Below are 25,156 nucleotides of genomic sequence, written 5' to 3' on the forward strand. Positions count from 1 at the left end.
CGAGCGCAGTCAGGAGGCCGAGTGTCCACCGTCGTCATCAAGCGCCCACCGCGTCGGCCAGCGCCGGAGGTCCCCGTCGGCGAGCTGCCCGTCGAGGCGCCGCCGGAGATCCCGGCGGTGGCCGGTGGGCGGTGGCAGCAGATGCTGATGGTCCTGCCCATGCTCGGCGGCACGGTGGCGATGGCGATGATGTTCGGCCGGGGCGGCGGCGCGTACTCGTACGTGGTGGGCGGGATGTTCGGGCTCTCGTCGCTCGCGATGCTGGTCACCACGTGGGGCAGCGCCTCGGGCACCCCGAAGAAGTCCGAGATGATGGCGGCCCGCCGGGAGTACCTGCGCCACCTGGCGACACTGCGCCGCCGGGTCCGCCAGACCGCCGGACAGCAGCGGGCCGGGCTCTACTACCGGCACCCCGACCCCACCCGCCTGTGGTCCACGGTGGACAGCCGCCGGGTCTGGGAACGCCGCCCCACCGACCCGGACTTCGCGGTGGTACGCGTCGCCGTCGGGCCGCAGACGCTGGCCACCCCGCTCGTGCCGCCGGTCACCCGCCCGCTGGAGGAGCTGGAGCCGATGACCGCCGGCGCGCTGCGCCGCTTCCTGGACGCGTACTCCGTGGTGCCGGAACTGCCGGTGGCCCTGTCCCTGCGCAGCTTCGCCCGCGTGCACGTGCGGACCGCCACCGGCGGGCCGTCCACCGGCGGACCGTCCACCGGTGACCCGGCGGCGCAGGCCCTGGTCCGGGCCGCGCTGACCCAGCTGGCCGTGTTCCACGCCCCCGACGAGCTGCTGATCGCGGTCTGCGCCGCCCCCGAGCGTCGGGCCGCCTGGGAGTGGGTGAAGTGGCTCCCACACGCGCACCATCCCTCTCGCACTGACGCGCTCGGGCCGGTGCGGCTGGTGACCTCGTCGGCCCCGGAGCTGGAACGGCTGCTCGGGGACGTGTTGGGCAGCCGCTCCCGGTTCAGCCCGGCCGGGCCGGCCACCGACGGTCCGCACGTGGTGGTGGTCCTCGACGGCGGCGACCTGACCGGCGCGACCGACCTGACCGGCGACGGCGGCATCGACGCGGTCACCGTGCTGGATCTGGACACACCGCCACCCCGCCTGCTCGACCGGTACGTGCTGCTGCTGGAGCTGCGCGGCGAGCGGCTGCACTCGTGGTCGGTCGAGGGGCACGCGGAGGTGGGCCGAGCCGACCACCTCGACCTCGCCGACGCGGAGGCGGTCGCCCGGCGGTTGGCGCCGCTGCGGCTGGCCGGCACCGCCCGCGGTCCGGACGCCCCGCTCGACGTCGAGCTGGGCCTGCCGGAGCTGCTCGGCCTCGGCGACCCGGAGAGCTTCACCGCCGAGCAGGGCTGGGCGCCGCGCTCGGCCCGGGACCGGCTGCGGGTGCCGATCGGGGTGGGCGTCGACGGCGGCGCCATCGAGCTGGACCTGAAGGAGTCCGCCCAGGACGGGATGGGCCCGCACGGTCTGCTCATCGGGGCCACCGGCTCGGGCAAGTCCGAACTGCTCCGTACGCTGGTGCTGGGGCTGGCCGCGACGCACAGCTCCGAGCAGCTCAACTTCGTCCTGGTCGACTTCAAGGGCGGTGCCACCTTCGCACCGTTCGACCGACTGCCACATACCGCGGCCGTGATCACCAACCTGGCCGACGCGCTGCCCCTGGTCGACCGGATGGTGGACGCGATCAACGGGGAGCTGATCCGACGGCAGGAGCTGCTGCGCCGCGCCGGCAACTTCGCCAGCGTGCGCGACTACGAGCGGACCCGCACGGCCGGCAGCCCGCTCGCCCCACTGCCGTCGCTGCTGCTGATCTGCGACGAGTTCTCCGAACTGCTCTCCGCCAAGCCCGACTTCATCGACCTGTTCGTGCAGATCGGCCGGCTGGGTCGGTCGCTCGGCGTGCACCTGCTGCTCGCCAGTCAGCGCCTGGAGGAGGGCCGGTTGCGCGGGCTGGACACACACCTGTCGTACCGGATCGGGTTGCGCACCTTCTCCGCGCTGGAATCCCGCACGGTGCTCGGTGTGCCGGACGCGCACGAGCTGCCCCGCTCGCCGGGCCACGGCTACCTACGCGCCGGCACCGACCCGCTGGCCCGGTTCAGGGCGGCGTACGTCTCCGGCGCCGTACGCCGCCGGGCCGCCACGTCCGGCGCCACGGCCGACGAGGGTGCCCGCCTGCTCACGTTCACCACCCATGCCGTGCCGCTGCCCGAGCCGGCGACCCCGGCCCTGCCCATGGTGGCCGAGGACGAGAGCAGCCGGGAGACCCTGCTGGACCTGTTGGTCGACCGGCTCGTCGGGCAGGGGCCGCCCGCGCACCAGGTGTGGCTCGCGCCGCTCGGTGACCCGCCGGCCCTGGACGAGTTGGTCGGCCCGGTCGAGGTGGACCCGGCGCGCGGGCTCACCGTGGGCAACCCCGAGCTGCACGGAGCGCTGGGTGTACCGGTGGCCGTGGTGGACCGGCCGTTGGAACAGCGCCGGGACCTGCTCTGGCTGGCCCTGGATGGCGCGGCCGGGCACGTGGCGGTGGTCGGCGCGCCGCAGAGCGGCAAGTCCACCGCGCTGCGGACGCTGATCTGCGCGTTGGCGCTCACCCACACCCCGGCCGAGGCGCAGGTCTACTGTCTCGACTTCGGCGGTGGCGGTCTCGCGGCGCTGCGCGACCTGCCGCACGTGGGCGGGGTGACCGGCCGGGCCGACCCGACCGCCGTACGCCGCACCGTCGGCGAGATCACGACCCTGCTGGCCGAGCGGGAGCGCCGCTTCGCCGAGCTGGGCGTGGAGTCGATGGCCACGTACCGGCAGCGGCGGGCCGCGACGGCGACGACCGACCAGCCGGACGCCGACCCGTTCGGCGACGTCTTCCTGGTGGTCGACGGGTGGAGCACCCTGCGCAACGAGTACGACGACCTGGAACCCCTGGTCACCGACCTGGCCACCCGCGGCCTGTCGTACGGGTTGCACGTGGTCGCCACGGCGCTGCGTTGGCTCGATTTCCGCCCGGCGATCCGGGACCTGTTCGGCTCCCGGCTGGAGCTGCGCCTCGGCGACCCGTCCGACTCCCTGGTGGCCCGGCGGGCCGCGGCGAACGTGCCGGAGCACCCCGGCCGGGGCGTGACGGCCCAGAGCCTGCACTTCCTCACCGCGCTCCCACGGCTCGCCGGCCCGAGCGGTGGCACCGCCGAGCTGGTCGGGCGGGTCGCCGACGGCTGGGCCGGCCCGGTGGCGCCCCGGGTCCGACTCCTCCCACCGGTGCTGCCGTACGCCGATCTGGATCTCACCGCGACGGACGGGCTGCGGCTGCCGATCGGAGTCGCGGAGGCCGACCTGCGTCCGGTGCAGCTCGATTTCGCCGGCGAGCCGCACTTCGTGGTCTTCGGGGACGCCGAGTGCGGCAAGTCGTCGTTCCTGCGGGCACTGGCCGCCTCGATCACCACCCGGTTCACGCCGGAGGAGGCCCGGGTGATCCTCGTCGACTACCGGCGCAGCCTGCTCGGCGCCATCGAGACGCCGCACCTCATCGGTTACGGCACCGCCGCCGCGCACGCCGCCGACCTGGTCGAGTCGGCCGCCGGGTACCTGGAGCGTCGGGCTCCCGGGCCGGAGGTCACTCCGCAGCAGTTGCGCGACCGTTCGTGGTGGTCGGGGCCGGAGCTGTTCGTGCTGGTCGACGACTACGACCTGGTGGCCGCCGGGCCGGCGAACCCGTTGCGGGCGCTGGAGGAGCATCTGCCGCACGCCCGCGACGTCGGCCTGCACCTGGTGCTGGCCCGCCGTTCCGGGGGCGCGGGCCGAGCCCAGTACGAGCCCATCGTGCAGCGGCTACGGGAACTCTCCACGGCCGGACTGATGATGGCGGGCAGCCCCGAGGAGGGCGCGCTCGTCGGGCCGGTGCGGCCCGGACCGCTGCCGCCGGGTCGTGGTCGGCTGGTCACCCGACGGGAGGGCGTACGCCTCGTGCAGCTCGCACATCTGCCGCCACCGTGACCTGTCTTCGCGGTTCCTCCCGTGACGGGTGGGGAAACCGGTAATCTCCGATCGTCATGGTTCCGTCGGGATGAATGGCAGAGGATGTGACTGGGGTTCGGCACAGCGGTCCGGCAGTGGCCCGACGGGCCGGCCGGGCGCTGCTCGGTGCGGCGGCGCTGGTCGCTGTCGCGGTTCCGAGCGCCGCACCCGTCACCGCGCCGAGCAGCGGCGGCCAGCTCGCCGGCGCGTCGGCCGCGTTCGCACCCGGTGACAGCGTCTCCCACACCGACCAGGTCCGTGACGAGCAGTGGCAGCTCGACGAGTTGCGTGCCGACTCGGCCTGGCGCACCTCGACCGGCCGTGGCGTGACCGTCGCCGTCGTCGACTCCGGTGTGGACGCCAACCATCCCGACCTGGCCGGTCAGGTGCTTCCCGGCCTCGACCTGGTCGGGCCGGCCGGCGGCGCCGGTCCAGATCCGGTGGGCCACGGCACCACGGTCGCCGGCCTGATCGCCGGGCGCAACGACGACAAGCGGGGCGTGGTCGGCCTGGCGCCGGACTCCCGGATCCTTCCGGTGCGCGTGCTGGACGAGCGCAACAAGTACGACGACGCGCTGATCGTCGCGAAGGGTGTCCGGTGGGCGGTCGACCACGGCGCCCGGGTGATCAACCTGTCGTTGGGCGGCAGCGGCGACAGCCCGGCCCTGGCCGCGGCTCTGGACTACGCGTTCGCCCGCGACGTGGTGGTGGTCGCCTGCACCGGCAACCTGGCCACGTCGCCCGACTCCAGGGTCTGGTACCCGGCTCGCGAGCCGGGCGTGATCGCGGTGGCCGGGTTGGAGCGCAGCAGCGACAACCTGTGGTCCGGGTCGATCACCGGTCAGGCGACGGTGCTCACCGCCCCCGCCACCGGCCTGGTCGGCGCCCGTCCGAGCGACGCGTACTGGCGGGTGCAGGGCACCAGCTTCGCCGCGCCGCTGGTGGCCGCCACGGCCGCGCTGGTCCGGTCCCGCTACCCGGACATGCCCGCGGGCCAAGTGGTCAACCGGCTCCTGGCCACCGCCCGGGACATCGGCCCGACCGGCCGGGACGACCGCTTCGGGTACGGGGTGGTCGACCCGGTGGCCGCGCTGACGGCGGATGTGGCCCCCGTCACCGCCAACCCGCTGGACGATCTGACCTCGCCGGGCGTGGTCGGCTTCGGGACGGCCCCCGGCTCGGGCGACGACGACCCGGTGAGCGGCGCCGGCAGTGACCCGCTCGGCTTCACCGATCCCCGACAGCAGACGGGGTGGACGGCCCGAGCGGCGGGCGTACCGGCCGATTCCGCCCCTGAGCGACTGTGGGCAGGCGCTGTGCTCTTCGCCGCTCTGGTCACCGGCGCGGCGCTGATGGTGCGCCGGTTCCGTCAGCGGGCTCGCTGAACGCCCAGACGACAGGCCTGATTGCCCCGCGGGTGGGGTAGAACCGACCGCATGAGCACGCCCGCCGAACGTATCCTCGACACCAGCCGGCACCCGTCCTGGCGTCGGCGTCGCCTCGACCCGGACCACTCGTTGGGCCTACGGCTGACCCTGGCGGCGACGGCGGCGTTCCTGGTGCTGGTGCCGTTCGCCCTGCTCGCGCTGCTGGTGCTCGGGGCGTGGGCGCCGCTGTACCGGCTGGACACGGCGATTACCGACGCCCTGCACGGCCACGCCGTGGACCACCCGGCCTGGGTCACACTGATGCGGGTGTGGAGCGAGGTGTTCGCGCCGATGCCGCTGCGTGTCGCCGTGCTGCTGGTGGTGATCTGGCTGCTGCGCCGACGGGCCCGCCGACTGGCTCTCTGGACGACCACCACGATGGTGGTCGGCGGGTTGATGGGTCCGCTGCTCAAGTTGCTCGTGGGCCGGCACCGGCCGGAACTGCTCGACCCGGTGGCGCGGGCCGCCGGCTACTCGTTCCCGTCCGGGCATGCGCTGAACGCCACCCTGGCCGCCGGCGTGCTGCTGCTGGTGTTCCTGCCGTACGTCCGGCGCTGGGCCGCGCGGGTCACGCTCTGGGTCGCCGCGCTGCTGATCGCCCTGGTGACCGGGCTGAGCAGGGTCGCGCTCGGCGTGCACTTCGCCAGCGACGTACTCGGCGGTTGGCTGCTCGGCGTGGCGGTGGTCGCGGCGACCACAGCCGCGTTCACCAGTTGGCGGGCGCACACGGGCCTCCGGCCGGTCCGACCGACCCGTGACGGTGTCGCGCCCGAGGTCGAGCGGCAGCCCGACGCGACCTGAGGCGTGACGACGACGCCGACCGGGTATTGGCCGGCTCATGTCCGACACCGTGGTCCAGATCGTCCGGCGGGTGCTGCTGCCGGTGTCCCTCCTGTTCGGCGTCATGGTGCTGCTCGGGGTCCTGGTCACCCGGGTGTTCGCCCGGACCTGGCCGTTCACCGTCGAGGACGCGGTCAACCGGGAGTTCGCCGGTGACCGCACCGGCGGCTGGAACGACGTCTCGCTGGTGTTCAGCACGCTCGCCAGTACTCAGATGATCGTCGTGGTCACCGTACTGGTGGCGCTGGCGCTGCGACTCTGGCTGAAGCGCTGGCGGGAGCCCCTGTTCCTGTGCGCGGCCGTGACCGCCCAGGCGCTGGTGTTCCTGCTGACCACGATGGTGATCGACCGGCAGCGGCCGGCGGTGGAGCACATGGATGTCTCACCGCCCACGTCGAGCTTCCCGTCCGGGCACACCTCGGCGGCGGTCGCCCTCTACGTCGGTATCGCGGTGCTGATGGCCCTGCGGGCGCGCAGCACCGGCGCGAAGGTCGCCTGGTGGACGCTGCTGGTGATGGTGCCGGTGGGTGTGGCGCTGACCCGCATGTACCGGGGGATGCACCACCCGAGCGACGTGGCGGCATCCTTCCTCAACGGTGGCACCTGCGTCGCGATCATGGCCCGGGCGGTCCTGGACCGGGGACTGCGCTGGGGACGCGCGAAGCTGCCGGTCGCCGCTCCGGCCCGGACCTGATCCACCGCCGACGGTCAGGTGCACTCGCCGGTGGCGACGGCCCGGTTGCGCTCCGCGCCGGCCAACGCCACCGGACGGGCCTCGGCCGCGGTCACCGCGAAGCCGGTGTTGGGATCGTCGGCCGCCGCCGCGAAGATGACGCCGAGCACGAGGCCGTTGGCGGAGAGCAGCGGGCCACCGGAGTTGCCGCTGCGTACCAGCGCCCGGATCGTGTAGATCTCCCGGGTGACATCACCGGAGGAGTAGATGTCCGGCCCCTTGATCCGGTCGACGTCACGAACCCGGGCGGACTGCGCGTTGTACGGGCCGTCGAGCGGGAAGCCGAGCACGATGGCGTCCGAGCCGCTGCCCGCGTTGCCGGCGGCGAACCGCAGCGACGGGCCGGGGAGCCCCGGGACCAGCAGCACTGCCAGGTCCCGGTTGGGGTCGTACACCACCACCTGACCGTCGTACCGCTCCCCTGCCAGCTCCACCGCAACCGAGCGCGTACCGGCGACCACGTGGGCGTTGGTCATGACCCGGTCGTCGGCGTACACGAAGCCGGAGCCCTCGATGCGGCGCGAACAACTGGGCGCGGAGCCGAGCACCTTGACCACCGAACGCTGACCGTTGACCACCACCTGGGAACCCGCCAGCGCCGGGTCGGGCGGCTCGACCTGCCGGGCCCGGGTGGGCGCGAGGCCGCCGAAGACGTCCGGGAAACCGTCGGTGTCGACGGTGTCCTCCAAGGCTGTGGAGAGCCGGTGCGCCTCCTCCGGCAGGACCCCGTTCACCACGCTGATCAGCGCGCTGTTGCGCACCGAGGCGGCGAGCCACGGCACCGACGACGACCCGAGCGGTACGGCGACCAGCCAGGCCAGCAGGAGCACCGCGAACAGTGAGACGAACGCGCCACCGATGTCGTCGACCCGCCGGCCCACATCGCTGGTGATCGTCTTGCGCAGGTGCGAGCCGAGCCAGCCGGCGAGCGCCTGCCCGATCACCCCCAACCCGAAGATGGCCACCAGTGAGATGAGCACCCGGGTGCCGGCATCGACGAACTGCCGGGCGAACAGCGGCCCGAGTTGCAGGCCGAGCAGGAGACCCAGGAAGAAGCCGGACAGCGATGTGATGCCGATGACGAAACCCTGGCGGTATCCGCTGATCGCGAACACGAGCATGAGCAGCAGGAGAACGAGATCCACGACGGACACGGGTCCAGCGTACGGGCACCGCGCCCACCGGATGACCGCCGCTTGCGGAAGGTGACCGCGTGGTCAGCGCAGAGCGGTCTCGTCGACCTCGTCGGTGCCCGCCGAGGGCGCGGGAGTGGCGCCCGTGGGCGGCAGGTCGACCAGCCGGCCGGGCGACCACGGGCGGGCCCAGCCGCCCATCTCGAGCAGGGCCGCCAACACTCCGGCGGTGAAGCCCCAGACGAGCATGCCGCGCGACGAGAACGCCGGACCCACCCAACCGCTGGGGTGGCGGACCCGGAGCCGGTTCGCCGGGTCCACCAGCTCGCGGATCGGCAGTCGTGCCACGTGCGCCACCTCGGCGGGCTCCCGGGCGTGCACCGGATGCGGGTCGTGCCACCAGGCCAGCACCGGGGTGACCACGAAGTCGCTGACCGGAATCCACAGTTTCGGCAGCTCGGCCAGCACGGTCACGCTGGCCGGGTCGAGGTCGACCTCCTCGTTCGCCTCGCGGAGCGCGGTGGCGCGGGCGTCGGCGTCCTCCGGGTCGGCCGCGCCACCGGGGAAGGCCGGCTGACCGGCGTGGTTTCGCAGGGTGGCGGCCCGTTGCAGGATCAGTACGTCGGGCCCGGTGTCGGGCTGCTCACCGAGCAGCACCAGCACGGCGCTCTCCCGCCCGCCCTCGGCCGGGGTGGTCAGGCGGGTGAAGTCCTCGACGCGGGCAGTGCCCAGCCGGCTCAGCAGGGGGTCGATCCAGTCCGGAGGTCGACGGGTCACGCCGGCACCGCCACGCCCAGGTGCTGGCGGACCAGCGTGGCGAGCTGAACGTCGTCGAGAGCGCCGGTGGAGTCGATGTGCCGGATGCGGCCCCGCGCGTCGACGAAGAGGGTCAGCGGGAAGGCGTTGCGCCTCAGTTCCCGTTGCAGCGCGTCCCCCTGGTCGACCAGGACCGGGAACCGTACGCCGAAGTCCTCGCCGATGGACTGGGCGCCGCTCCGACTGTCGCGGGTGTTCACCCCGACCACCTGGAGCTGGCCGGCGGTCCGCTCGCTCAGCCGTTGGAACGCGGGCAGCTCCTTGCGGCACGGCCCGCACCAGGAGGCCCACACGTTGATGACGGCCGGCCCGGCCACGTCACGCAGCGCGACCGGCGCACCGCCGGTGAAGCAGGCCAGGGTCAGCGCCGGCAGCTCCTGGCCACCCGCAGCCGCCCCGGTCACGCCGGCGCCGGGCGAAGCGGACGCAGCGCCGGGGCTGGGCGACGTGGGGGGCGCGCCCAACGCGGCGCAGTCCCGGAAGGGCGCCGGTCGCTCGGCGGCGGCCGGCCTCGGCGCGGGATCGTCGGCCGGGCCGTCGGTGCAGCCGCCGACGAACAGCGCCAACGGCAGGGCGAGCAGGGCGAGCAGCCGGTTGACGGCATCCGCGAGCAGGCGGTTCACGGCACCTCCGCGGCGACCGCCTGGGCCGGCACCAGCTCCGCATCGATCCCGGCCGCCACGGCCAGGTCACGCGCCCGGGGGCCCTTGAGCAGCTTGGCAGCGGCGGGCGGCTCGGTGGGGCCGGTGCCGTACGAGGGGCAGAGCTTCGCGAGCGTGCACGCACCGCAGGCCGGTTTACGGGCGTGGCAGACCCGCCGCCCGTGGAAGATGATCCGGTGCGACAGCATGGTCCAGTCGCGCTTGGGGTACAGCGCGCCGATCGCGTGCTCGATCTTGACCGGATCGGTCTCGGCGGTCAGCCGCCACCGGTGGACCAGCCGTTGGAAGTGCGTGTCGACGGTGATGCCGGGGACGTCGAAGGCGTTGCCGAGGATGACGTTGGCGGTCTTGCGACCGATCCCGGGAAGCGTCACCAGGTCGGCGAGCCGGCCGGGGACCTGGCCGTCGTACCGGTCGACGAGGGCCTGCCCGAGCTTGAGCAGTGAGTCGGTCTTGTTCCGGTAGAAACCGGTGGGCCGGATCAGCTCCTCCATCTCGCCCCGGTCGGCGCTGGCGTACGCGGTGGCGCTCGGGTAGCGGGCGAAGAGCTTCGGGGTGACCTCGTTGACCTTCTTGTCGGTGCACTGGGCGGACAGGATGGTGGCGACGGACAGCTCCAACGCGTTGGAGTGGTCCAGCTCACAGTGCGCGTCGGGGTGCGTCTCGGCCAGTACCCGGCCGATCTTGCGGGCGCGGCGTTTGCGCCCGAGGTCGGTCTCGCTGGCACCGGGAGGGCTACTGGTCACGACGGTCAGCCTACGTCGCACCCCGGACGTCCCTTCTCGGGTCAACCGCCGGTCGGCGCAGTGATCCTGCCCTGCCCGTCGAACCGGGCCCCGCCCTGGGGGAAGTCGATACGGCTCAGCTCGGTGACCAGACCCAGGCCCCGGTCGTCCGGGTCCATCGTCGGCTCGCCGGCCGAGTTCATGTACGTCGAGGTGAACGAACCGCCACCCCAGCTGCCGTCGGGCTTGAGCGACACCTTCAGCACACCGCCCCAGCCCAGCCGACCGGCGTTGCTCAACGAGTTGCCGCCGCCGGCGAAGTTGCCGAGGCTGTACGCGATCAGCCGCCCCCGGTAGAACTCCATGCCCCGCAGCACGTGCGGCCCGTGCCCGACGATCAGGTCCGCGCCCGCGTCGATCATCGCGTGCGAGAACCTGACTGGATCGCCCCGGTTCTCGCCGAGGAACAGCTCGGTGCCCGGCTTCACCCGGGTCTTGTCCGCTCCCTCGCCGCCCATGTGCACCTGCACCACGACCAGGTCCGCCATGGTGGCGGCCTTGGCGACGACCGTCTTCGCCTCGGCGATGTCGACCAGGCTGTTGGACCAGAAGTACGACGAGAAGCCGGCCACGGCGACCTTGACGCCCTTGACGTCGACCACGGTGATCTCATCCGGTGCGCCGGTGTGCTCCAGGTCGTACTTCTCCAGCGCCTTATGCGTGTTCTCGTAGCCCTTCGGCCCGTAGTCGTAGCCGTGGTTGTTGGCCTGGTTGAGCACCCGGAAGCCGGCGTCGCGCAGGTGCGCGGCGTACTCCGGCGGGGCCCGGAACTGGAAGCAGCGGGTGGAGTTTGCCCCGCACTTGCCGGTGCCGGTGTCCACCGTCAGCGGCTCCTCCAGGTTGCCCATGACCAGGTCGGCCTTGAGTGCCCCGGTGACGGAGTCGAAGAAGCCCTTGCCCCCGGCGGCGGGCAGCCGGCTCGGCGCGTTGCCCATGATGATGTCGCCGGTCGCGGAGAGCGAGATGGCGCCGCCCCCGCCGGAGGTCGACGCATCGCCGCTGGCCTTCGGACCGGCCGTGCTCAGCGGCGCGCCCGTGCCACCACCACCGGCGCCGGGCTGCCACACCGGTGCCTGCCCACTGTCGGCACAGCCTGCGGCAAGAAGGGCGGCCAGCAGCGCCGCGAGGCCGATGGCGACGCGGCGGGGCGCGAGGGGGGCGGTAGCGTACATCGCCCGCGACCATACCGACCTCGAAACGCGCCGACGAGGGCCGATCGGTCGGAAGTTCAGCCGGTCAGCCGGTCAGCCGGTCTGACCAGGGCACGACCGGCCGCTCGCCGCCCGACCGCACGGCGGCGTGGACGGCTCGGGCCAGCGGGGCGCCCCACGTCGAGCGCGGCCCGCCGTACGCGGCGTCCGGCCCGTCCACCGGGCAGAGCACGGTGACCGCGTCGGTGGGGGTGCCCGTGCCCGGCAACCCCAGTTCGCCGATCGCCTGGGTCTTCGCCTCGGTGGCGGTGGCGACGGCGTTGACGAGCGCCGAGTCGGCGAGCCGGGCCGGCACGTACACCACGATGTTGACCGTGCCCACCCGCTGCGTGAGCGCGCCTGCGGCCGGTGCGGCGGCGGGCATCGGCGTGCCGAGCCCGACGGTCGCCCAGGCCCGCACCCCGGTGTCCGTCCGGGCCACCACCTCGGTCACGTCGACGCCGGTCAGCAGACCCACCCCGGGCCCGTCCAGGGCCAGGTCCGCGGCGAGCGCGGCCAGGTGGGCGGCGGGGTCGTCCCGGTCGTACGACATGGGCACTGTCGCGTTCAGCACCCACTGCCGGACGCCGACGCCGCCACCGAGCGGGCCGCTGCTGACCGCCCGCAGAGGGCCGTCGGCACGCCAGACGAGCAGCGGCACGGGCCGGCCGCCCTCGATGCGGCTGGTCAGAATCGGGTCCCTCAGCACGTCGGGCAGGTTACGCCCACCCATCAAGATTCCAGGGGCGACCTCTGATTCGTGCTCACGTGCGCCTAGACTTGGCGGCGCGCGAGGGGATCAGCGGACGGCGGCCCCGGCCGACGGACGGCACGCGCAACCGGAGGTGCGCGATGGATGAGGTACTGGCCCGCAGCGGGATCTTCCAGGGTGTGGACCCGGAAGCTGCCGAGGCGCTCGCCAAGGAGATGGAGACGATCGAGGTCCGCAAGGGCGAAATCGTCTTCAATGAGGGCGAGCCCGGTGACAGCCTCTATATCCTGCTGTCCGGGAAGATCAAGGTCGGCCGCCGGGCGGCGGACGGGCGGCAGAACCTGATCGCGGTGATGGGGCCGTCGGACATGGTCGGTGAGCTGTCGCTCTTCGACCCGGGTCCGCGTACGGCGACCGCCACCGCGGTGACCGACACCCGGCTGGTGCGGCTGCGCAAGCAGGCGCTGCGGCCGTGGCTCAACAACCGCCCGGAGATCGCCGAGCAGCTACTCCGGGTGCTGGCCCGGCGGCTGCGTCGGACCAACGACTCGCTCGCCGACCTGATCTTCACGGACGTGCCGGGCCGGGTCGCGAAGAACCTGCTCCAGATGGCCGGCCGTTTCGGCACCCGCGACGGCGGCGTGCTGCGCGTGACCCACGACCTCACCCAGGAGGAGATCGCCCAGCTCGTCGGCGCCTCCAGGGAGACGGTCAACAAGGCGCTGGCCGACTTCGCCTCGCGCGGCTGGCTGCGGCTGGACGGCAAGAGCATCATCATCCTGGACCCGGAGCGCCTCGCCCGTCGCGCCCGCGTCTGAGCAGTACGTCCCGTCCCCGCCTGCCGTCACCGACGGCAGGCGGGGACGTTTCGTCTGCCTGGCGCAGAAATGCTGGCTCGGGGCTGCCGAAGCGGTGAGGGTGGGACCATGGTGAACAGAGTCGCGGTGCTCTCCGACATCCACGGCGTACTCCCCGCGCTGGAGGCCGTGCTGGCCGATCCGGACGTCGCCGCCGCCGACCTCATCGTGTTGACCGGCGACATCGCGTCCGGTCCGCAGCCGGTCGAGGTGCTGGACGTGCTCGCCGACCTGGGTGACCGGGTCCGCTGGGTGGGCGGCAACTGCGAACGTGAGCTGGTCGACGCACGGGCCGGCCGGCCCGCTGCCTTCGAGGTGTCCAACTGGGCGGCCGGGCAGCTCCGCGACGATCAGGTGGCCCGGCTCGCCGCGTTGCCGGTGACCGTGACGTTGGAGATCGACGGCCTCGGCCCGACACTGTTCTGCCACGCGACGCCCCGCGACGACGAGGAGGTCGTGCTCGTCGACTCCCGGATGTCCCGCTGGGCGGAGGTGTTCGCGGGCCTGCCCGCCGAGGTCGGGACGGTGGTCTGCGGCCACACCCACATGCCGTTCACCCGGCTGGTCGATCGACGCCTGGTGGTCAACCCGGGCAGCGTCGGCATGCCGTACGGGGGTGCGGGCGCGTGGTGGGCGCTGCTCGGTCCGGGCGTCCAGCTGCGCCGCACCGCCTTCGACGTGGACGCGGCCTGCGCACGGGTGGCGGCGGAGTCGACCTTCCCCGACGCTGCCGCCTGGGTCGACGAGTACCTGCGCTCCCAGCACAGCGACGCCGACGCCCTCGCCGTCTTCGGCCCGCGCGACGGCCGCTGACCCACAGCGACCCGACGCCGCACATCCCCTCGATCCCGCAGGTAGCCGCACGTCCCCTCGACCCCGCACATCCCCTCGACCCCGCACATAACCGCGGATCCGAGGGACCCGAACTTAGCCGCGGCTCCGGGGCCCAGAACTTAGCCCATGATCCGGGCGACGCCGCGTGTAGCTTCCGCCGCCGGCCAGGCCGTTGACGATTCGGCCATGATCCGGGCGACGCCGCACGTAGCCGCGGATCCGGGCGAATCAGCTGAGGCCGGTGGACCTCCCCCGCTGCCTGTCGAGCTGCCCCAGATTTGGGGCAGACCAGGTGTCGCTGCCGCCCCATTCGTGGGGCAACTCGACAGGGCCCGGAAGGGGCAGATGGCACATCGCTGCCGCCCCACCTGTGGGGCAGCTCGACTGGGCCCGGGAGGTGTAGATGACGCATCGCCGCCGCCCCATTCATGGGGCAGCTCGACAGGGCCCGGAAGGGGCAGATGGCACATCGCTGCCGCCCCACCTGTGGGGCAGCTCGACTGGGCCCGGGAGGTGTAGATGACGCATCGCCGCCGCCCCATTCATGGGGCAGCTCGACAGGGCCCGGGGAGGGCAGTCGAGGTCAGCTCGACCGGAGCACGGTCGCCGACTCAGCCATAAAAAGTCAGTCTTGACTGTTTGTTTCGGAGGCCGCAGGCTGTTGCCGTGTCCGCCGCATCAACGTCCGCCGCATCAACGTCCGCCGCATCAACGTCGGCCGCATCAACGTCGGCTGGCGCGACGCGTGTTCCCCAGCAGGAGCGCAGCCGCGCCACCCAGGCCCGCCTGCTGGAGGCGACCATCGACTGCCTGATCGAGCACGGCTGGTCCGGCACCACGACCACCGTCGTGGCCGCCCGGGCCGGCGTCTCGCGGGGGGCCCAGCTACATCACTACCCCACGAAGGCCGCGCTGGTCACGGCCGCCGTCGAGCACCTGGCGGAACGTCGGGCGGACGAGCTGCGCATTGAGGCCGAGGCGTTGCCGGCCGGCCCGCAGCGGCTGGATCGGGTGATCGACCTGCTCGGGGCGGCGTTCACCGGGCCGCTCTTCGTGGCCGCGCTCGAGCTGTGGGTGGCCGCTCGCACCGACCGGGAGCTTCGCGACGCCCTGGTGCCGTTGGAGGCGACCGTCGGCCGGGAGATGCACCGGCTCACCGTCGCCCTGCTCGGTGTCGACGAGCGCCGCCCCGGCGTCCGCGAGGCGGTGCAGGCCACCCTCGACCTGATGCGCGGCCTCGGGGTGGCCAACCTGCTCAGCGACGACTCGACCCGCCGTACCGCCCTGCTCGTCACCTGGAAACGTCAGCTCGCCACCCTGCTCGCGCCCTGACCCCCGGCCGCACCGACCCGCACCGACCGGAGGCACCATGGTCGACCTCAGTGACCTGCTCACGGATCTGGCCGACGAATCCGCGGACCTGGACGCGCTGGTGGCGCCGCTGTCCGTGGCCGACTGGGCCCGCCCCACCCCGGCCGCGGGCTGGACCATCGCGCACCAGATCGCCCACCTCGCCTGGACCGACCACGTGGCGCTGCTGGCCGCGACCGATCCGGAGGCGTTCTACGCCACGGTGACGTCCGCGCCGGACCCGACCCGCATGGTCGACGCCGGTGCCGAGGCGTTCCTCGCCCCGCCCGTCGACCTGCTCGCCCGCTGGCGGGCCGGCCGGACCGCGTTCACCGACGCGCTCGTCGCGGTCCCGACCGGCGAGAAGCTGCCCTGGTACGGCACCCGGATGTCGGCCGCCTCGATGGCGACCGCCCGGATCATGGAGACCTGGGCGCACGGCGAGGACGTGGCCGACACCCTCGGAGTGGCCCGCCCCGCCAGTGCCCGCCTCCGGCACGTGGCGCACCTCGGTGTGCGTACCCTCGGGCACGGTTTCGCCGCCCACGGCCGGGAGGCACCGACGACGCCGGTCCGGGTCGAGTTGGCCGCGCCCGGCGGCGACACCTGGACCTGGGGTCCGGCGGACGCCGCCGACCGGCTGAGCGGCCCGGCCCGGGACTTCTGTCTCCTGGTCACCCAACGTCGACATCGGGCGGACCTCGCCCTGCTGGCCACCGGCCCGGTCGCCGACGAATGGCTCGACGTGGCACAGGCCTTCGCCGGGCCGCCGGGCGACGGCCGCGAGCCGGCCGGCCGCGGCGGGGGCGCGGCGTGATCCGCGTCGGCAACGCCTCCGGCTTCTACGGCGACCGGTTCACCGCCTGGCGGGAGATGCTCGACGGCGGCGAGCTGGACGTGCTGACCGGCGACTACCTGGCCGAGCTGACCATGCTGATCCTCGGTCGGGACCGGCTGCGCGACCCCGACCTGGGCTACGCGAAGACGTTCCTGCGTCAACTGGAGACGTGCCTGGGCACGGCCCTCGACCGGGGGGTGCGGATCGTGACCAACGCCGGCGGGTTGAACCCCGCCGGCCTGGCCGCCGCCATCGAGGCGCTCGCCGGTCGTCTGGGCCTGTCGGCCCAGGTGGGGTACGTCGAGGGTGACGCGCTCCAGCGGCCCGACGCGCTCACCGCGAACGCGTATCTGGGCGCGTTCGGGATCGCGGCCTGCCTCGACGCCGGTGCGAACGTGGTGGTCACCGGCCGCGTCACCGACGCGTCGTTGGTGGTCGGCCCGGCGATCGCCCGGTACGGGTGGGGTCGCGACGACCTCGACGAGCTGGCCGGGGCGACAGTCGCCGGGCACCTCCTGGAGTGCGGCGCGCAGGTCACCGGCGGCAACTTCAGCTTCTTCACCGAACTGCCCGACGGCGGTCACCGCCCCGGCTTCCCGATCGCCGAGGTGCACTCCGACGGCTCGTCGGTGGTCACCAAGCATCCGGGCACCGGCGGCGCGGTCACCGTGGAGACCGTCACCGCCCAGCTGCTCTACGAGATCGGCGGGCCGGCGTACCTGGGGCCGGACGTGGTCACCCGGCTGGACACGGTGACGCTGCACCACGACGGGCCGGACCGGGTGCGGGTCACCGGTGTGCGGGGCACCCCGCCGCCGCCCACGCTCAAGGTGGGCGTCAACAACCTCGGAGGCTTCCGGAACGCGATGACGTTCGTCCTCTGCGGCCTGGACATCGAGGCGAAGGCGACCCTGGCGCGCGGGCAGATCGCGGAGGCGGTGGGCACCGACGGGCTGGAGTTCACGCTCGCCCGCACCGATCACCCGGACGCCGCCGACACCGAGGCGGCCGGCGCCCTGCTGCACGTACACCTGCGCGACAGTGACAAGACGCGGGCCGGGCGGGCCTTCTCGGCCGCTGCGGTGGAGCTGGCGCTGGCCTCGTACCCGGGTTGCACGCTGACCACCCTGCCCGGCGACGCGACACCCTACGGCGTCTTCACGGCCGACACAGTGCCGCAGGGCGAGGTAGAGCACGTCGCCGTCCTGCCCGGCGGCGAGCGGGTGCCGATCGCGCCGCCGGGCAGGACGGCCCCCGTCGCGACGGACGCGACGGACCCGGGTGGCGACGCGGCGGCCGTCGGGCCGACCCGACGCGGAGCGCTCGGTGAGCTGGTCGGCGCGCGCTCCGGCGACAAGGGCGGGGACGCCAACCTCGGCGTCTGGGCGCGCTCCGATGCCGGGTACGCGTGGCTGCGCGCCTGGTTGACCGTCGAGCGGCTGGCCGAGCTGCTGCCGGAGACGGCGGCGCTGGCGGTCCGGCGCTACGAGCTGCCGAACCTGCGCGCGGTGAACTTCGTGATCGAGGCCCTGCTCGGGGCGGGGGTCGCCGCGTCCACCCGGTTCGATCCGCAGGCCAAGGCGCTGGGCGAGCTGCTACGCGCCCGGATCGTCGACCTGCCGGCAGGAGTCTCGCCATGAGCATCGTGGACAGTCCCGGACGGCGACAGTTGCGCGAGTTGACCCGGGCGTTCGTGACCCGCGAGGTGCTACCGCACCTGGACGACTGGGAACATGCCGGAGAGGTCCCCCGCGCGCTGCACGCCACCGCCGCGAGGCTCGGCCTGCTCGGCATCGACTTTCCCGAGTCGGTCGGCGGCAGCGGTGGTGACCTGCTCGACTCGATCATCGTGACGGAGGAGCCGATCCGCGCCGGCGGGTCGTCCGGCCTGGTCGCGGCCCTATTCACGCACGGCATCGCGCTGCCGCACATGGTCGCTGCGGCCGGTGCCCGCACCGGCGGGTCGCTGGGCGGCCGGCTCGGCGGCACACCGCTGCCCGCCGGCGACAGCCTCATCGAGCGGTACGTCCGGCCCACCCTGGCCGGCACCATGATCGGCGCGCTGGCGATCACCGAGCCGGACGGGGGTTCGGACGTCGCAGGCATCCGCACGACCGCCCGTCGCGACGGCGACCACTACGTGGTGAACGGGTCGAAGACGTACATCACCACCGAGATCATGAACGAGATCATCGCGAAAGGCATGGGCCTGTGAGCGCGAGGAGTGAGCCGGGTTTGCGAGCCCCGCAGTCGCGAACGAAGGAGGCACCGTGAGCGCGAGGAGTGAGCCGGGTTTGCGAGCCCCGCAGTCGCGAACGAAGGAGGCACCGTGACGATTCTGGACAGCGCGATCGACCCGTTCGCACCGGCGTACGCGGCGAACCGGGCGGCGTTGCTGGAGCGGCTGGCCGAGTTGGACGCCGCGTTGGACCAGGCCCGGGCGGGCGGCGGCGAGAAGTACGTGTCCCGGCACCACGCGCGCGGCAAGCTGCTCCCCCGGGAACGGATCGAGCTACTGGTGGACGCGGACAGCCCGTTCCTCGAACTGTCGCCGGTCGCCGCCTACGGCACGGACTTCCCGGTCGGGGCCAGCGTGGTCACCGGGATCGGGGTGGTCGAGGGCGTGGAGTGCCTGATCGTCGCCAACGACCCGACGGTACGCGGCGGCGCGGTCAACCCGTGGTCGCTCGCCAAGACCCGGCGGGCCGGGGAAATCGCCCTGGCCAACCGGCTGCCGATGGTCAACCTGGTCGAGTCGGCCGGGGCTGACCTGCCGAGCCAGGCGGAGATCTTCATTCCCGGCGGTCGGGTGTTCCGTGACCTGACCCGTCTCTCGGCGGCGGGCATCCCCACCGTCAGCGTGGTGTTCGGCAACGCGACGGCCGGTGGCGCGTACGTGCCGGGGATGTCCGACCACGTGATCATGATTCGGGACCGGTCGCAGGTCTACCTAGCCGGGCCGCCGCTGGTGAGGATGGCGACCGGCGAGGTCACCGACGACGAGTCGCTGGGCGGCGCGGCGATGCACGCCGGCACGTCGGGGCTGGCCGACTACCTGGCCGTCGACGAGCGGGACGGCATCCGGCTGGCCCGACAGTGCGTACGCCGCCTGAACTGGCGCAAGCACGGCCCGCCGCCCCGCACGGTGGTGCCGTCGCCGCCGAAGTACGACCCGGAGGAGCTGCTCGGCATCGTCAGCTCCGATCTGAAGGTGCCGTTCGACCCGCGCGAGGTGCTGGCCCGGATCCTCGACGGCAGCGATTTCGACGAGTTCAAGCCGGCGTACGGGGGCTCGCTGGTCACCGGCTGGGGCGAGCTGCACGGATATCCGGTGGGGGTGCTGGCGAACGCCCAGGGGGTGCTGTTCAGCGCGGAGGCGCGGAAGGCGGCCCAGTTCATCCAGCTCGCGAACGCCTCCGACACCCCGCTGATCTTCCTGCAGAACACCACCGGCTACATGGTCGGCACCGAGTACGAACAGCGCGGCATCATCAAGCACGGCGCCCTGATGATCAATGCGGTGTCGAACTCGACGGTGCCGCATCTGACGGTGAACCTGGGGGCCTCGTACGGGGCCGGCAACTACGGCATGTGCGGCCGGGCGTACGAGCCGAGGTTCCTGTTCACCTGGCCGAACGCGAAGTCGGCGGTGATGGGCCCGGCGCAGCTCGCGGGTGTGCTGTCGATCGTTGCCCGGCAGGCCGCCGCGGCCCGGGGCCGGGACTACGACGAGGACTCCGACGCGGCGATGCGGATGATGGTCGAGCAGCAGATCGAGTCGCAGTCCGGGGCGCTGTTCCTCTCCGGTCGGCTCTACGACGACGGGGTGATCGACCCCCGGGACACGCGTACCGTTCTCGGGCTCTGCCTCTCGGCGATCCACAACGGACCGGTGCGGGGCGCCGACGGTTTCGGCGTCTTCCGGCATTGACCCGCGAGCGCGAGGAACGCAGCGAAGCGGAGTCCCGCAGTCGCGAACGAAAGGCAGGCACCGCGAGCGCGAGGAACGCAGCGAAGCGGAGTCCCGCAGTCGCGAACGAAAGGCAGGCACCGCGAGCGCGAGGAACGCAGCGAAGCGGAGTCCCGCAGTCGCGAACGAAAGGCAGGCTCAGCGCCGATGATCAACAGATTGCTCGTGGCCAACCGGGGCGAGATCGCCCGTCGGGTCTTCGCCACCTGCCGGGCGATGGGCGTACAGACCGTCGCCGTGCACTCGGACACGGACGCCGACGCGCCCTTCGTCGCCGAGGCCGACCAGGCGGTGCGGCTACCGGGGGACACCCCCGCCGAGACGTACCTGCGGGTGGATCTGATCCTGGACGCGGCCCGGCGCAGCGGCGCGGATGCCGTCCACCCGGGCTACGGGTTCCTCGCCGAGAACGCCGAGTTCGCGGCGGCGGTGACCGACGCGGGCCTGACCTGGGTCGGGCCACCGGCCAAGGTCATCGCCGCGATGGGTGACAAGCTGGCGGCGAAGGCACTGCTCGCCGAGGCGGGCGTGCCGATGCTGCCGAGCTGGACCGACGCCGACGAGGTCGTCGACTTCCCGGTGTTGGTGAAGGCGTCCGCCGGTGGCGGTGGCCGGGGCATGCGGATAGTCCGGGACGCTGCCGCGCTTGCCGAGGCGGTCGCCTCCGCACGCCACGAGGCGGCCGCGGCGTTCGGCGACGGCACGGTCTTCATCGAGCGGTACGTCGAGCGCGGCCGGCACGTCGAGGTGCAGATATTCGGCGACACCCACGGGACCGTGCACGTCCTCGGCGTCCGGGAGTGTTCGATCCAGCGCCGCCACCAGAAGATCATCGAGGAGGCGCCCGGTCTCGTGACGGCCGAGGTGCGGGAACGCCTGCACGAGGCGGCCCTGGCCGCCGGGCGAGCTGTCGACTACGTGGGCGCGGGCACTGTCGAGTTCCTGCTGACGCCCGACGGGGCGATCTACTTCCTGGAGATGAACACCCGGCTCCAGGTGGAGCACCCCGTCACCGAGCTGGTCACGCCGGGTGGGCTGGACCTGGTCGGCATGCAGTTGCTGGTGGCCGAGGGCGAGCCACTGCCCGCGCAGCACCACGACCCCACCACCCGCGGCTACGCGATCGAGGTGCGGCTCTGTGCCGAGGAGCCGGCGCAGGGTTGGCGTCCCGCCACCGGCACGCTGCATCGCTTCCATGTGCCCGGGGTTGACGGCGAGTTCCGCTGGATCCAGCGGGCGGGCCTGCGACTCGATTCGGGGGTCGTGGACGGTTCGACGGTCGGCGTCCACTACGACTCCATGTTGGCGAAGGTGATCGCCTGGGCGCCCACCCGCGGCGAGGCGGTCCGCGCCTTGGCGGGCGCGCTGGCGCGGGCCGAGCTGCACGGGGTGGCGACCAACCGCGATCTACTGGTCCGGGTGCTGCGCAGCCCCGAGTTCGCGGCCGGCGAGATCGACACCGGGTTCCTGGACCGGCACCCGGAGGTCTTCGCCCCGCTGCTCCCCGCCGATCAATTCCCGGTCACCGCGCTCGCCGCCGCGCTGGCCGCTGCCGCGCGGCGGCGGGCGGACGCTCCGGTCCTCGCCGGGCTCCCCTCCGGCTGGCGTAACGTGCCGGCCGTCGGGCAGGTCACCCGCTTCAGCGGCCCGGACGGCGAGATCGAGGTCCGCTACCGCCTGGACCGCGCCGGCCGGCTCGCCGAGTGGTCGGTGGAACGCGACACCGACGACCGCGACACCGGGGCGTCCACCGTGGAGCTGGTCGAGGCCACCGGTAGCCGGGTGGTGCTCGACGTCGGTGGGGTTCGACGGGTTCTGCGCGTACACCGGGTGGGGTCGCAGGTCTTCGTGGACGGCCCGGACGGGGCGGCGAGCCTGACCGAGCTGCCGCGTTTCCCGCTCCCGACGGCGGAGCTGGCGGCCGGGTCACTGCTCGCGCCGCTACCCGGCGCGGTGACCCGGGTGCACGTCCAGGTCGGCCAGCGGGTCGCAGCCGGCGATCCACTGCTCACGCTGGAAGCGATGAAGCTGGAACATCCCGTGCTCGCCCCCGTCGACGGCGTGGTCGCCGAACTGCCGGTGCCGGCCGGCGGTCAGGTGCAGACGGGCATCGTGCTGGCCGTTATCGAGGAGGACCACCGATGACCTTCGACCTCACCCCCGAGCAGGACCAGTTGCGCGACGCCGTGCGGGCGCTCGGCCGCCGGTACGGCCACGGCTACTTCGTCGAGAAGGCGAAGGCCGGTGAGCACACCATTGAGCTGTGGACCGAGGCGGGCCGGCTCGGCTATCTGGGGGTCAACATCCCCACCGAGTACGGCGGCGGGGGCGGCGGCATCACCGAGCTGGCCATCGTCTGCGAGGAGCTGGCCGCGGCCGGGTGTCCGCTGCTGCTGCTGGTGGTCTCCCCCGCCATCGCGGCCACGGTGATCGCCCGGCACGGCACCGAGGAGCAGCGCAAACGGCACCTGCCCGGTCTCGCCGACGGCTCCCAGAAGATCGTCTTCGCGATCACCGAGCCGGAGGCCGGCTCCAACTTCCACCGCCTCGGCACGGTTGCTCGCCGCGACGGCGACGACTGGGTGCTCAACGGCCGCAAGTGCTACATCTCTGGAGTCGACGAGGCCGGTCACGTGCTCGTGGTGGCCCGCGTCGCCGTCGCGGACGGCCCGGCCGGCTCAGCGGACGCCGCTCCGCAGAAGCTCAAGCCCGCCCTGTTCGTCGTACCGACCGACGCTGCCGGACTGACCCGTTCCAAACTGGACATGGAGATCGTCTCCCCGGAGAACCAGTTCCTTCTCTACCTGGACGACGTGCGGGTGCCCGCCGACGCGCTGCTCGGCGAGTCGCTGGACGCCGGTCTGCCGGCGCTCTTCAGCGGGCTCAACCCCGAGCGGATCACGGTGGCCGCGATGGGCGCCGGCACCGGCCGGTACGCCATCGAGCGTGCCAGCGAGTACGCCGCCACCCGCAAGGTCTGGGGTGGCCGGAGCATCGGCTCCCACCAGGGGGTGTCGCATCCGCTGGCGCACGCGGCCGTGCAGGTGGAGCTGGCCCGACTGATGATCCAGAAGGCGGCCACGCTGTACGACGCCGGCCGTGACCTGGAGGCCGGAGTGGCCGGCAACATGGCCAAGTACGCGGCCGGGGAGGCCGCCGCGCTCGCCGTGGACACTGCCGTGCAGGCCCTCGGCGGGGCCGGCATGACCACCGAGTACGGGGTGGCGACGCTGCTCGGCGCGGTACGGGCCGGCCGGATCGCCCCGGTCAGCCGGGAGATGATCCTCAACTTCGTCGCCCAGCACGTCCTCGGCCAGGAGAAGTCCTATTGAGGGCGACGGCTGAGCGCGGCCGAGGTGTCGTGTGGCACGACAACGGGCGTCGGAGGTGGAAATGCCTCAGATCGATCACTCAAACTGCGAACATCCCCGCACGAACTCCGCAATGGTGTTGTGCCGTCGCAGGCATTTGCGTGCCCATGGGTGGCTACGGCCCAAGAAGCGCCCCTTAGCCAGCGCCTCCCATCCACGCGGACGGGGGGCGTTCGGCCAGTCACCGACGCTTGAGCCCCTGGACGAACGACGACCAGGCGGACGGGTTGAACGACAGCACCGGTCCCCGCTGGTCTTTGCTGTCACGGACCCCGACCACGCCGGGCAGGTTGCCTGCCACCTCGACGCACGCGCCACCATTGCTGTCGCTCCGTGTGGACTTCCGCCACGCCGCGTTAGTGAGGTCCGGGGTCATCATGGTCAACCTCTATTTGATCTCGTCTGCGATCCGCAGGATGAGCTTGCGGGACTCTACCGGCCCGAGGGCTGCCGCCTGGAGGCGATCCCATAACCGAGTGTATGCCCGGACGGCTTCGGGACTGTCAAGATAGTCGGCGTCGGTGAAGGTTTCGACGTAGATAACGTCCGACGCCTCCCCGAACCGCAGAACGATGAAGTTGTATGACGAGGCTACGTAGGTCGCAGCGTTGAGTGGGAACACCTGCACCGTCACGTTCTTGCGGCGGCTGACCTCTGCGATGTGCAGCAACTGCTCTCGCATGGTCGCCCGGTCACCGAGGTTTCGCCGTAGCGCCGACTCGCTCAGGATCAGGCTCAACTCCGGCCCATCCTCGCGATCGATGACCGTCTGTCGTTCAAGCCGCACTGCGATCTGTCGATCTACGTCGTCACCGTCGATCATCGCTCGGATGTAGGACTCGACCTGAAGAATGCCGGGGATGACTTCGGGCTGGTACCACCGGATCTCTGCCGCATCGGCTTCAAGGTCGAGGTACTGCCGGAACCAGTCCGGGACGACGTTGCGGTAGCCGCTCCACCGCCCACGCTGCCGACCTCCTCGCGCGAGGTCACGCAAGGGCTCGGCTTCGTCGCCGGCCACCCCGTAGAAGTCGAGCAACAGCTTGAGGTCGGTAAGGCGGATGCCGGACTGACCCAGTTCCAACCGGCTGATCTTGCTCGATGAAGAGTCGATCACCTCGGCGGCTTCATCTTGCGTCTTGCCCGCTGCCTCGCGCGCCCTGCGCAGCTCGTTGCCGAGCCGCCGCCGCTGAATCGTCGGATTGACCATCGCCCGAGTATGGCCGACCTGACGTCGCGTGACGTAGACCCTCACGGTGTGTTCTCAAAACGTGACTCCATCCGTACGATTAATTTGGACTTGCAAATTAGAGAACCATTCTGATCTTGTGGGAGTGCGGATGGGTCGGCATGTGACGTACAGGGAGTACTTATTGACCCGTAAGGCAAATAGTTGATGGTCAGGAGGCGGCGTAGCGGACTTCGGGCTTGCGGAACAAGGATTTCACGAGGTGTGGCTGGTTCTGTCGACGTCGGAGATGTGCGGTGGCGGCGGCGGTCAGCTCGGCGACGTTGCCCGGGTTCGCCTGTGCCACATGGCGTTTTACGTCGCCATTGAGCAGTTCGACCGGGTTCAGCTCGGGTGCGTAGCCGGGCAGTAGGTGCATCTCAATGCTGTCAA

At 72.4% G+C, this 25,156-nt stretch carries 21 protein-coding genes and 1 pseudogene; 13 read left to right on the forward strand and 9 right to left on the reverse strand.

What is annotated here, in order from left to right; translation table 11 throughout:
- The first annotated feature begins 21 nt into the window (after positions 1–21).
- From eccCa to ACLQ24_RS04750, 4 genes are all read left to right on the forward strand, one after another.
- Positions 22–3,996, forward strand: coding sequence for a type VII secretion protein EccCa (eccCa, locus tag ACLQ24_RS04735; RefSeq protein ID WP_425889161.1), 3,975 nt, complete (start codon positions 22–24; stop codon positions 3,994–3,996).
- Between the two features lie 74 nt (positions 3,997–4,070).
- Entirely contained in the window at positions 4,071–5,402 is a 1,332-nt protein-coding gene (gene mycP / locus ACLQ24_RS04740) for a type VII secretion-associated serine protease mycosin (RefSeq protein ID WP_425889162.1), read from the forward strand.
- 51 nt (positions 5,403–5,453) lie between these two features.
- Entirely contained in the window at positions 5,454–6,245 is a 792-nt protein-coding gene (locus ACLQ24_RS04745) for a phosphatase PAP2 family protein (RefSeq protein WP_425889163.1), read from the forward strand.
- Positions 6,246–6,282: 37 nt separating this feature from the next.
- Positions 6,283–6,978: a phosphatase PAP2 family protein gene (locus ACLQ24_RS04750; RefSeq protein ID WP_425889164.1), complete on the forward strand. Its 696-nt coding sequence runs from the start codon at positions 6,283–6,285 to the stop codon at positions 6,976–6,978.
- Positions 6,979–6,992: 14 nt separating this feature from the next.
- On the opposite strand, the gene ACLQ24_RS04755 is transcribed toward ACLQ24_RS04750, so the two are convergent.
- The 6 genes from ACLQ24_RS04755 to ACLQ24_RS04780 form a co-directional block, all read right to left on the reverse strand.
- Positions 6,993–8,171: a MarP family serine protease gene (locus tag ACLQ24_RS04755; protein ID WP_425889165.1), complete on the reverse strand. Its 1,179-nt coding sequence runs from the start codon at positions 8,169–8,171 to the stop codon at positions 6,993–6,995.
- A 63-nt stretch (positions 8,172–8,234) separates the two neighbouring features.
- Entirely contained in the window at positions 8,235–8,927 is a 693-nt protein-coding gene (locus ACLQ24_RS04760) for an NUDIX hydrolase (RefSeq protein WP_425889166.1), read from the reverse strand.
- Positions 8,924–9,589, reverse strand: coding sequence for a TlpA family protein disulfide reductase (locus tag ACLQ24_RS04765; RefSeq protein WP_425889167.1), 666 nt, complete (start codon positions 9,587–9,589; stop codon positions 8,924–8,926). Before ACLQ24_RS04765 ends, ACLQ24_RS04760 begins: the two co-directional genes overlap by 4 nt.
- Complete coding sequence (gene nth / locus ACLQ24_RS04770) at positions 9,586–10,374, reverse strand: endonuclease III (protein WP_425889168.1); 789 nt, start codon at positions 10,372–10,374, stop codon at positions 9,586–9,588. The genes ACLQ24_RS04765 and nth overlap by 4 nt, the downstream gene beginning before the upstream one ends.
- A 41-nt stretch (positions 10,375–10,415) precedes the next feature.
- A complete protein-coding gene (locus ACLQ24_RS04775; protein WP_425889169.1) occupies positions 10,416–11,585 on the reverse strand; it encodes a CapA family protein in 1,170 nt (389 codons plus the stop codon).
- Between the two features lie 64 nt (positions 11,586–11,649).
- Entirely contained in the window at positions 11,650–12,312 is a 663-nt protein-coding gene (locus tag ACLQ24_RS04780; protein ID WP_425889170.1) for an adenosylcobinamide amidohydrolase, read from the reverse strand.
- A 143-nt stretch (positions 12,313–12,455) separates the two neighbouring features.
- Between ACLQ24_RS04780 and ACLQ24_RS04785 the strand changes: the two genes are divergently transcribed.
- From ACLQ24_RS04785 to ACLQ24_RS04825, 9 genes and pseudogenes are all read left to right on the forward strand, one after another.
- Positions 12,456–13,133: a Crp/Fnr family transcriptional regulator gene (locus ACLQ24_RS04785; protein ID WP_007466162.1), complete on the forward strand. Its 678-nt coding sequence runs from the start codon at positions 12,456–12,458 to the stop codon at positions 13,131–13,133.
- Between the two features lie 108 nt (positions 13,134–13,241).
- Positions 13,242–13,985 (forward strand): metallophosphoesterase family protein, encoded by a 744-nt coding sequence (locus tag ACLQ24_RS04790; RefSeq protein ID WP_425889171.1) that lies wholly within the window; start codon positions 13,242–13,244, stop codon positions 13,983–13,985.
- Positions 13,986–14,792: 807 nt separating this feature from the next.
- A complete protein-coding gene (locus tag ACLQ24_RS04795) occupies positions 14,793–15,338 on the forward strand; it encodes a TetR/AcrR family transcriptional regulator (RefSeq protein WP_425889182.1) in 546 nt (181 codons plus the stop codon).
- A 37-nt stretch (positions 15,339–15,375) separates the two neighbouring features.
- A complete protein-coding gene (locus ACLQ24_RS04800; RefSeq protein ID WP_425889172.1) occupies positions 15,376–16,173 on the forward strand; it encodes a TIGR03084 family metal-binding protein in 798 nt (265 codons plus the stop codon).
- The gene (locus ACLQ24_RS04805; protein WP_425889173.1) at positions 16,092–17,834 is read left to right on the forward strand and encodes an acyclic terpene utilization AtuA family protein; all 1,743 of its coding nucleotides are present in this window, start codon (positions 16,092–16,094) and stop codon (positions 17,832–17,834) included. The genes ACLQ24_RS04800 and ACLQ24_RS04805 overlap by 82 nt, the downstream gene beginning before the upstream one ends.
- Positions 17,831–18,367, forward strand: a pseudogene (locus ACLQ24_RS04810) (acyl-CoA dehydrogenase family protein); the annotation flags it as partial. The gene ACLQ24_RS04805 and the pseudogene ACLQ24_RS04810, both read left to right, overlap by 4 nt.
- Positions 18,368–18,523: 156 nt before the next feature.
- Positions 18,524–20,125: an acyl-CoA carboxylase subunit beta gene (locus ACLQ24_RS04815; protein WP_425889174.1), complete on the forward strand. Its 1,602-nt coding sequence runs from the start codon at positions 18,524–18,526 to the stop codon at positions 20,123–20,125.
- Between the two features lie 186 nt (positions 20,126–20,311).
- Positions 20,312–22,309: a biotin carboxylase N-terminal domain-containing protein gene (locus ACLQ24_RS04820; protein WP_425889175.1), complete on the forward strand. Its 1,998-nt coding sequence runs from the start codon at positions 20,312–20,314 to the stop codon at positions 22,307–22,309.
- On the forward strand, positions 22,306–23,496 hold the full coding sequence (locus ACLQ24_RS04825) for an acyl-CoA dehydrogenase family protein (RefSeq protein ID WP_425889176.1): 1,191 nt from the start codon (positions 22,306–22,308) through the stop codon (positions 23,494–23,496). Before ACLQ24_RS04820 ends, ACLQ24_RS04825 begins: the two co-directional genes overlap by 4 nt.
- Before the next feature lie 220 nt (positions 23,497–23,716).
- Here ACLQ24_RS04825 and ACLQ24_RS04830 read toward each other — a convergent pair whose 3' ends face one another.
- The 3 genes from ACLQ24_RS04830 to ACLQ24_RS04840 all read right to left on the reverse strand — a co-directional run.
- Positions 23,717–23,914, reverse strand: coding sequence for a DUF397 domain-containing protein (locus tag ACLQ24_RS04830; protein ID WP_393221417.1), 198 nt, complete (start codon positions 23,912–23,914; stop codon positions 23,717–23,719).
- 9 nt (positions 23,915–23,923) lie between these two features.
- Positions 23,924–24,745 carry a helix-turn-helix domain-containing protein gene (locus ACLQ24_RS04835; protein ID WP_425889177.1) on the reverse strand — a complete coding sequence of 274 codons (822 nt, stop codon included), beginning with the start codon at positions 24,743–24,745 and terminating at the stop codon, positions 23,924–23,926.
- Positions 24,746–24,935: 190 nt separating this feature from the next.
- A partial coding sequence (locus tag ACLQ24_RS04840; protein WP_425889178.1) for a transposase occupies positions 24,936–25,156 on the reverse strand: 221 nt, incomplete at its 5' end.

The sequence above is a fragment of the Micromonospora sp. DT4 genome, assembly GCF_049841675.1.
Lineage (GTDB): Bacteria > Actinomycetota > Actinomycetes > Mycobacteriales > Micromonosporaceae > Micromonospora.

What these genes read in the sequence shown, in the direction of transcription:
- ACLQ24_RS04820 (WP_425889175.1), top strand. Translation starts at nt 20,312, where the DNA reads ATGATCAACAGATTGCTCGTGGCCAACCGGGGCGAGATCGCCCGTCGG.
- ACLQ24_RS04805 (WP_425889173.1), top strand. Translation starts at nt 16,092, where the DNA reads ATGGCTCGACGTGGCACAGGCCTTCGCCGGGCCGCCGGGCGACGGCCG.
- ACLQ24_RS04745 (WP_425889163.1), top strand. Translation starts at nt 5,454, where the DNA reads ATGAGCACGCCCGCCGAACGTATCCTCGACACCAGCCGGCACCCGTCC.
- ACLQ24_RS04825 (WP_425889176.1), top strand. Translation starts at nt 22,306, where the DNA reads ATGACCTTCGACCTCACCCCCGAGCAGGACCAGTTGCGCGACGCCGTG.
- ACLQ24_RS04785 (WP_007466162.1), top strand. Translation starts at nt 12,456, where the DNA reads ATGGATGAGGTACTGGCCCGCAGCGGGATCTTCCAGGGTGTGGACCCG.
- ACLQ24_RS04750 (WP_425889164.1), top strand. Translation starts at nt 6,283, where the DNA reads ATGTCCGACACCGTGGTCCAGATCGTCCGGCGGGTGCTGCTGCCGGTG.
- mycP (WP_425889162.1), top strand. Translation starts at nt 4,071, where the DNA reads ATGGCAGAGGATGTGACTGGGGTTCGGCACAGCGGTCCGGCAGTGGCC.
- ACLQ24_RS04790 (WP_425889171.1), top strand. Translation starts at nt 13,242, where the DNA reads ATGGTGAACAGAGTCGCGGTGCTCTCCGACATCCACGGCGTACTCCCC.
- ACLQ24_RS04835 (WP_425889177.1), bottom strand. Translation starts at nt 24,745, where the DNA reads ATGGTCAATCCGACGATTCAGCGGCGGCGGCTCGGCAACGAGCTGCGC.
- ACLQ24_RS04830 (WP_393221417.1), bottom strand. Translation starts at nt 23,914, where the DNA reads ATGATGACCCCGGACCTCACTAACGCGGCGTGGCGGAAGTCCACACGG.
- ACLQ24_RS04775 (WP_425889169.1), bottom strand. Translation starts at nt 11,585, where the DNA reads ATGTACGCTACCGCCCCCCTCGCGCCCCGCCGCGTCGCCATCGGCCTC.
- ACLQ24_RS04800 (WP_425889172.1), top strand. Translation starts at nt 15,376, where the DNA reads ATGGTCGACCTCAGTGACCTGCTCACGGATCTGGCCGACGAATCCGCG.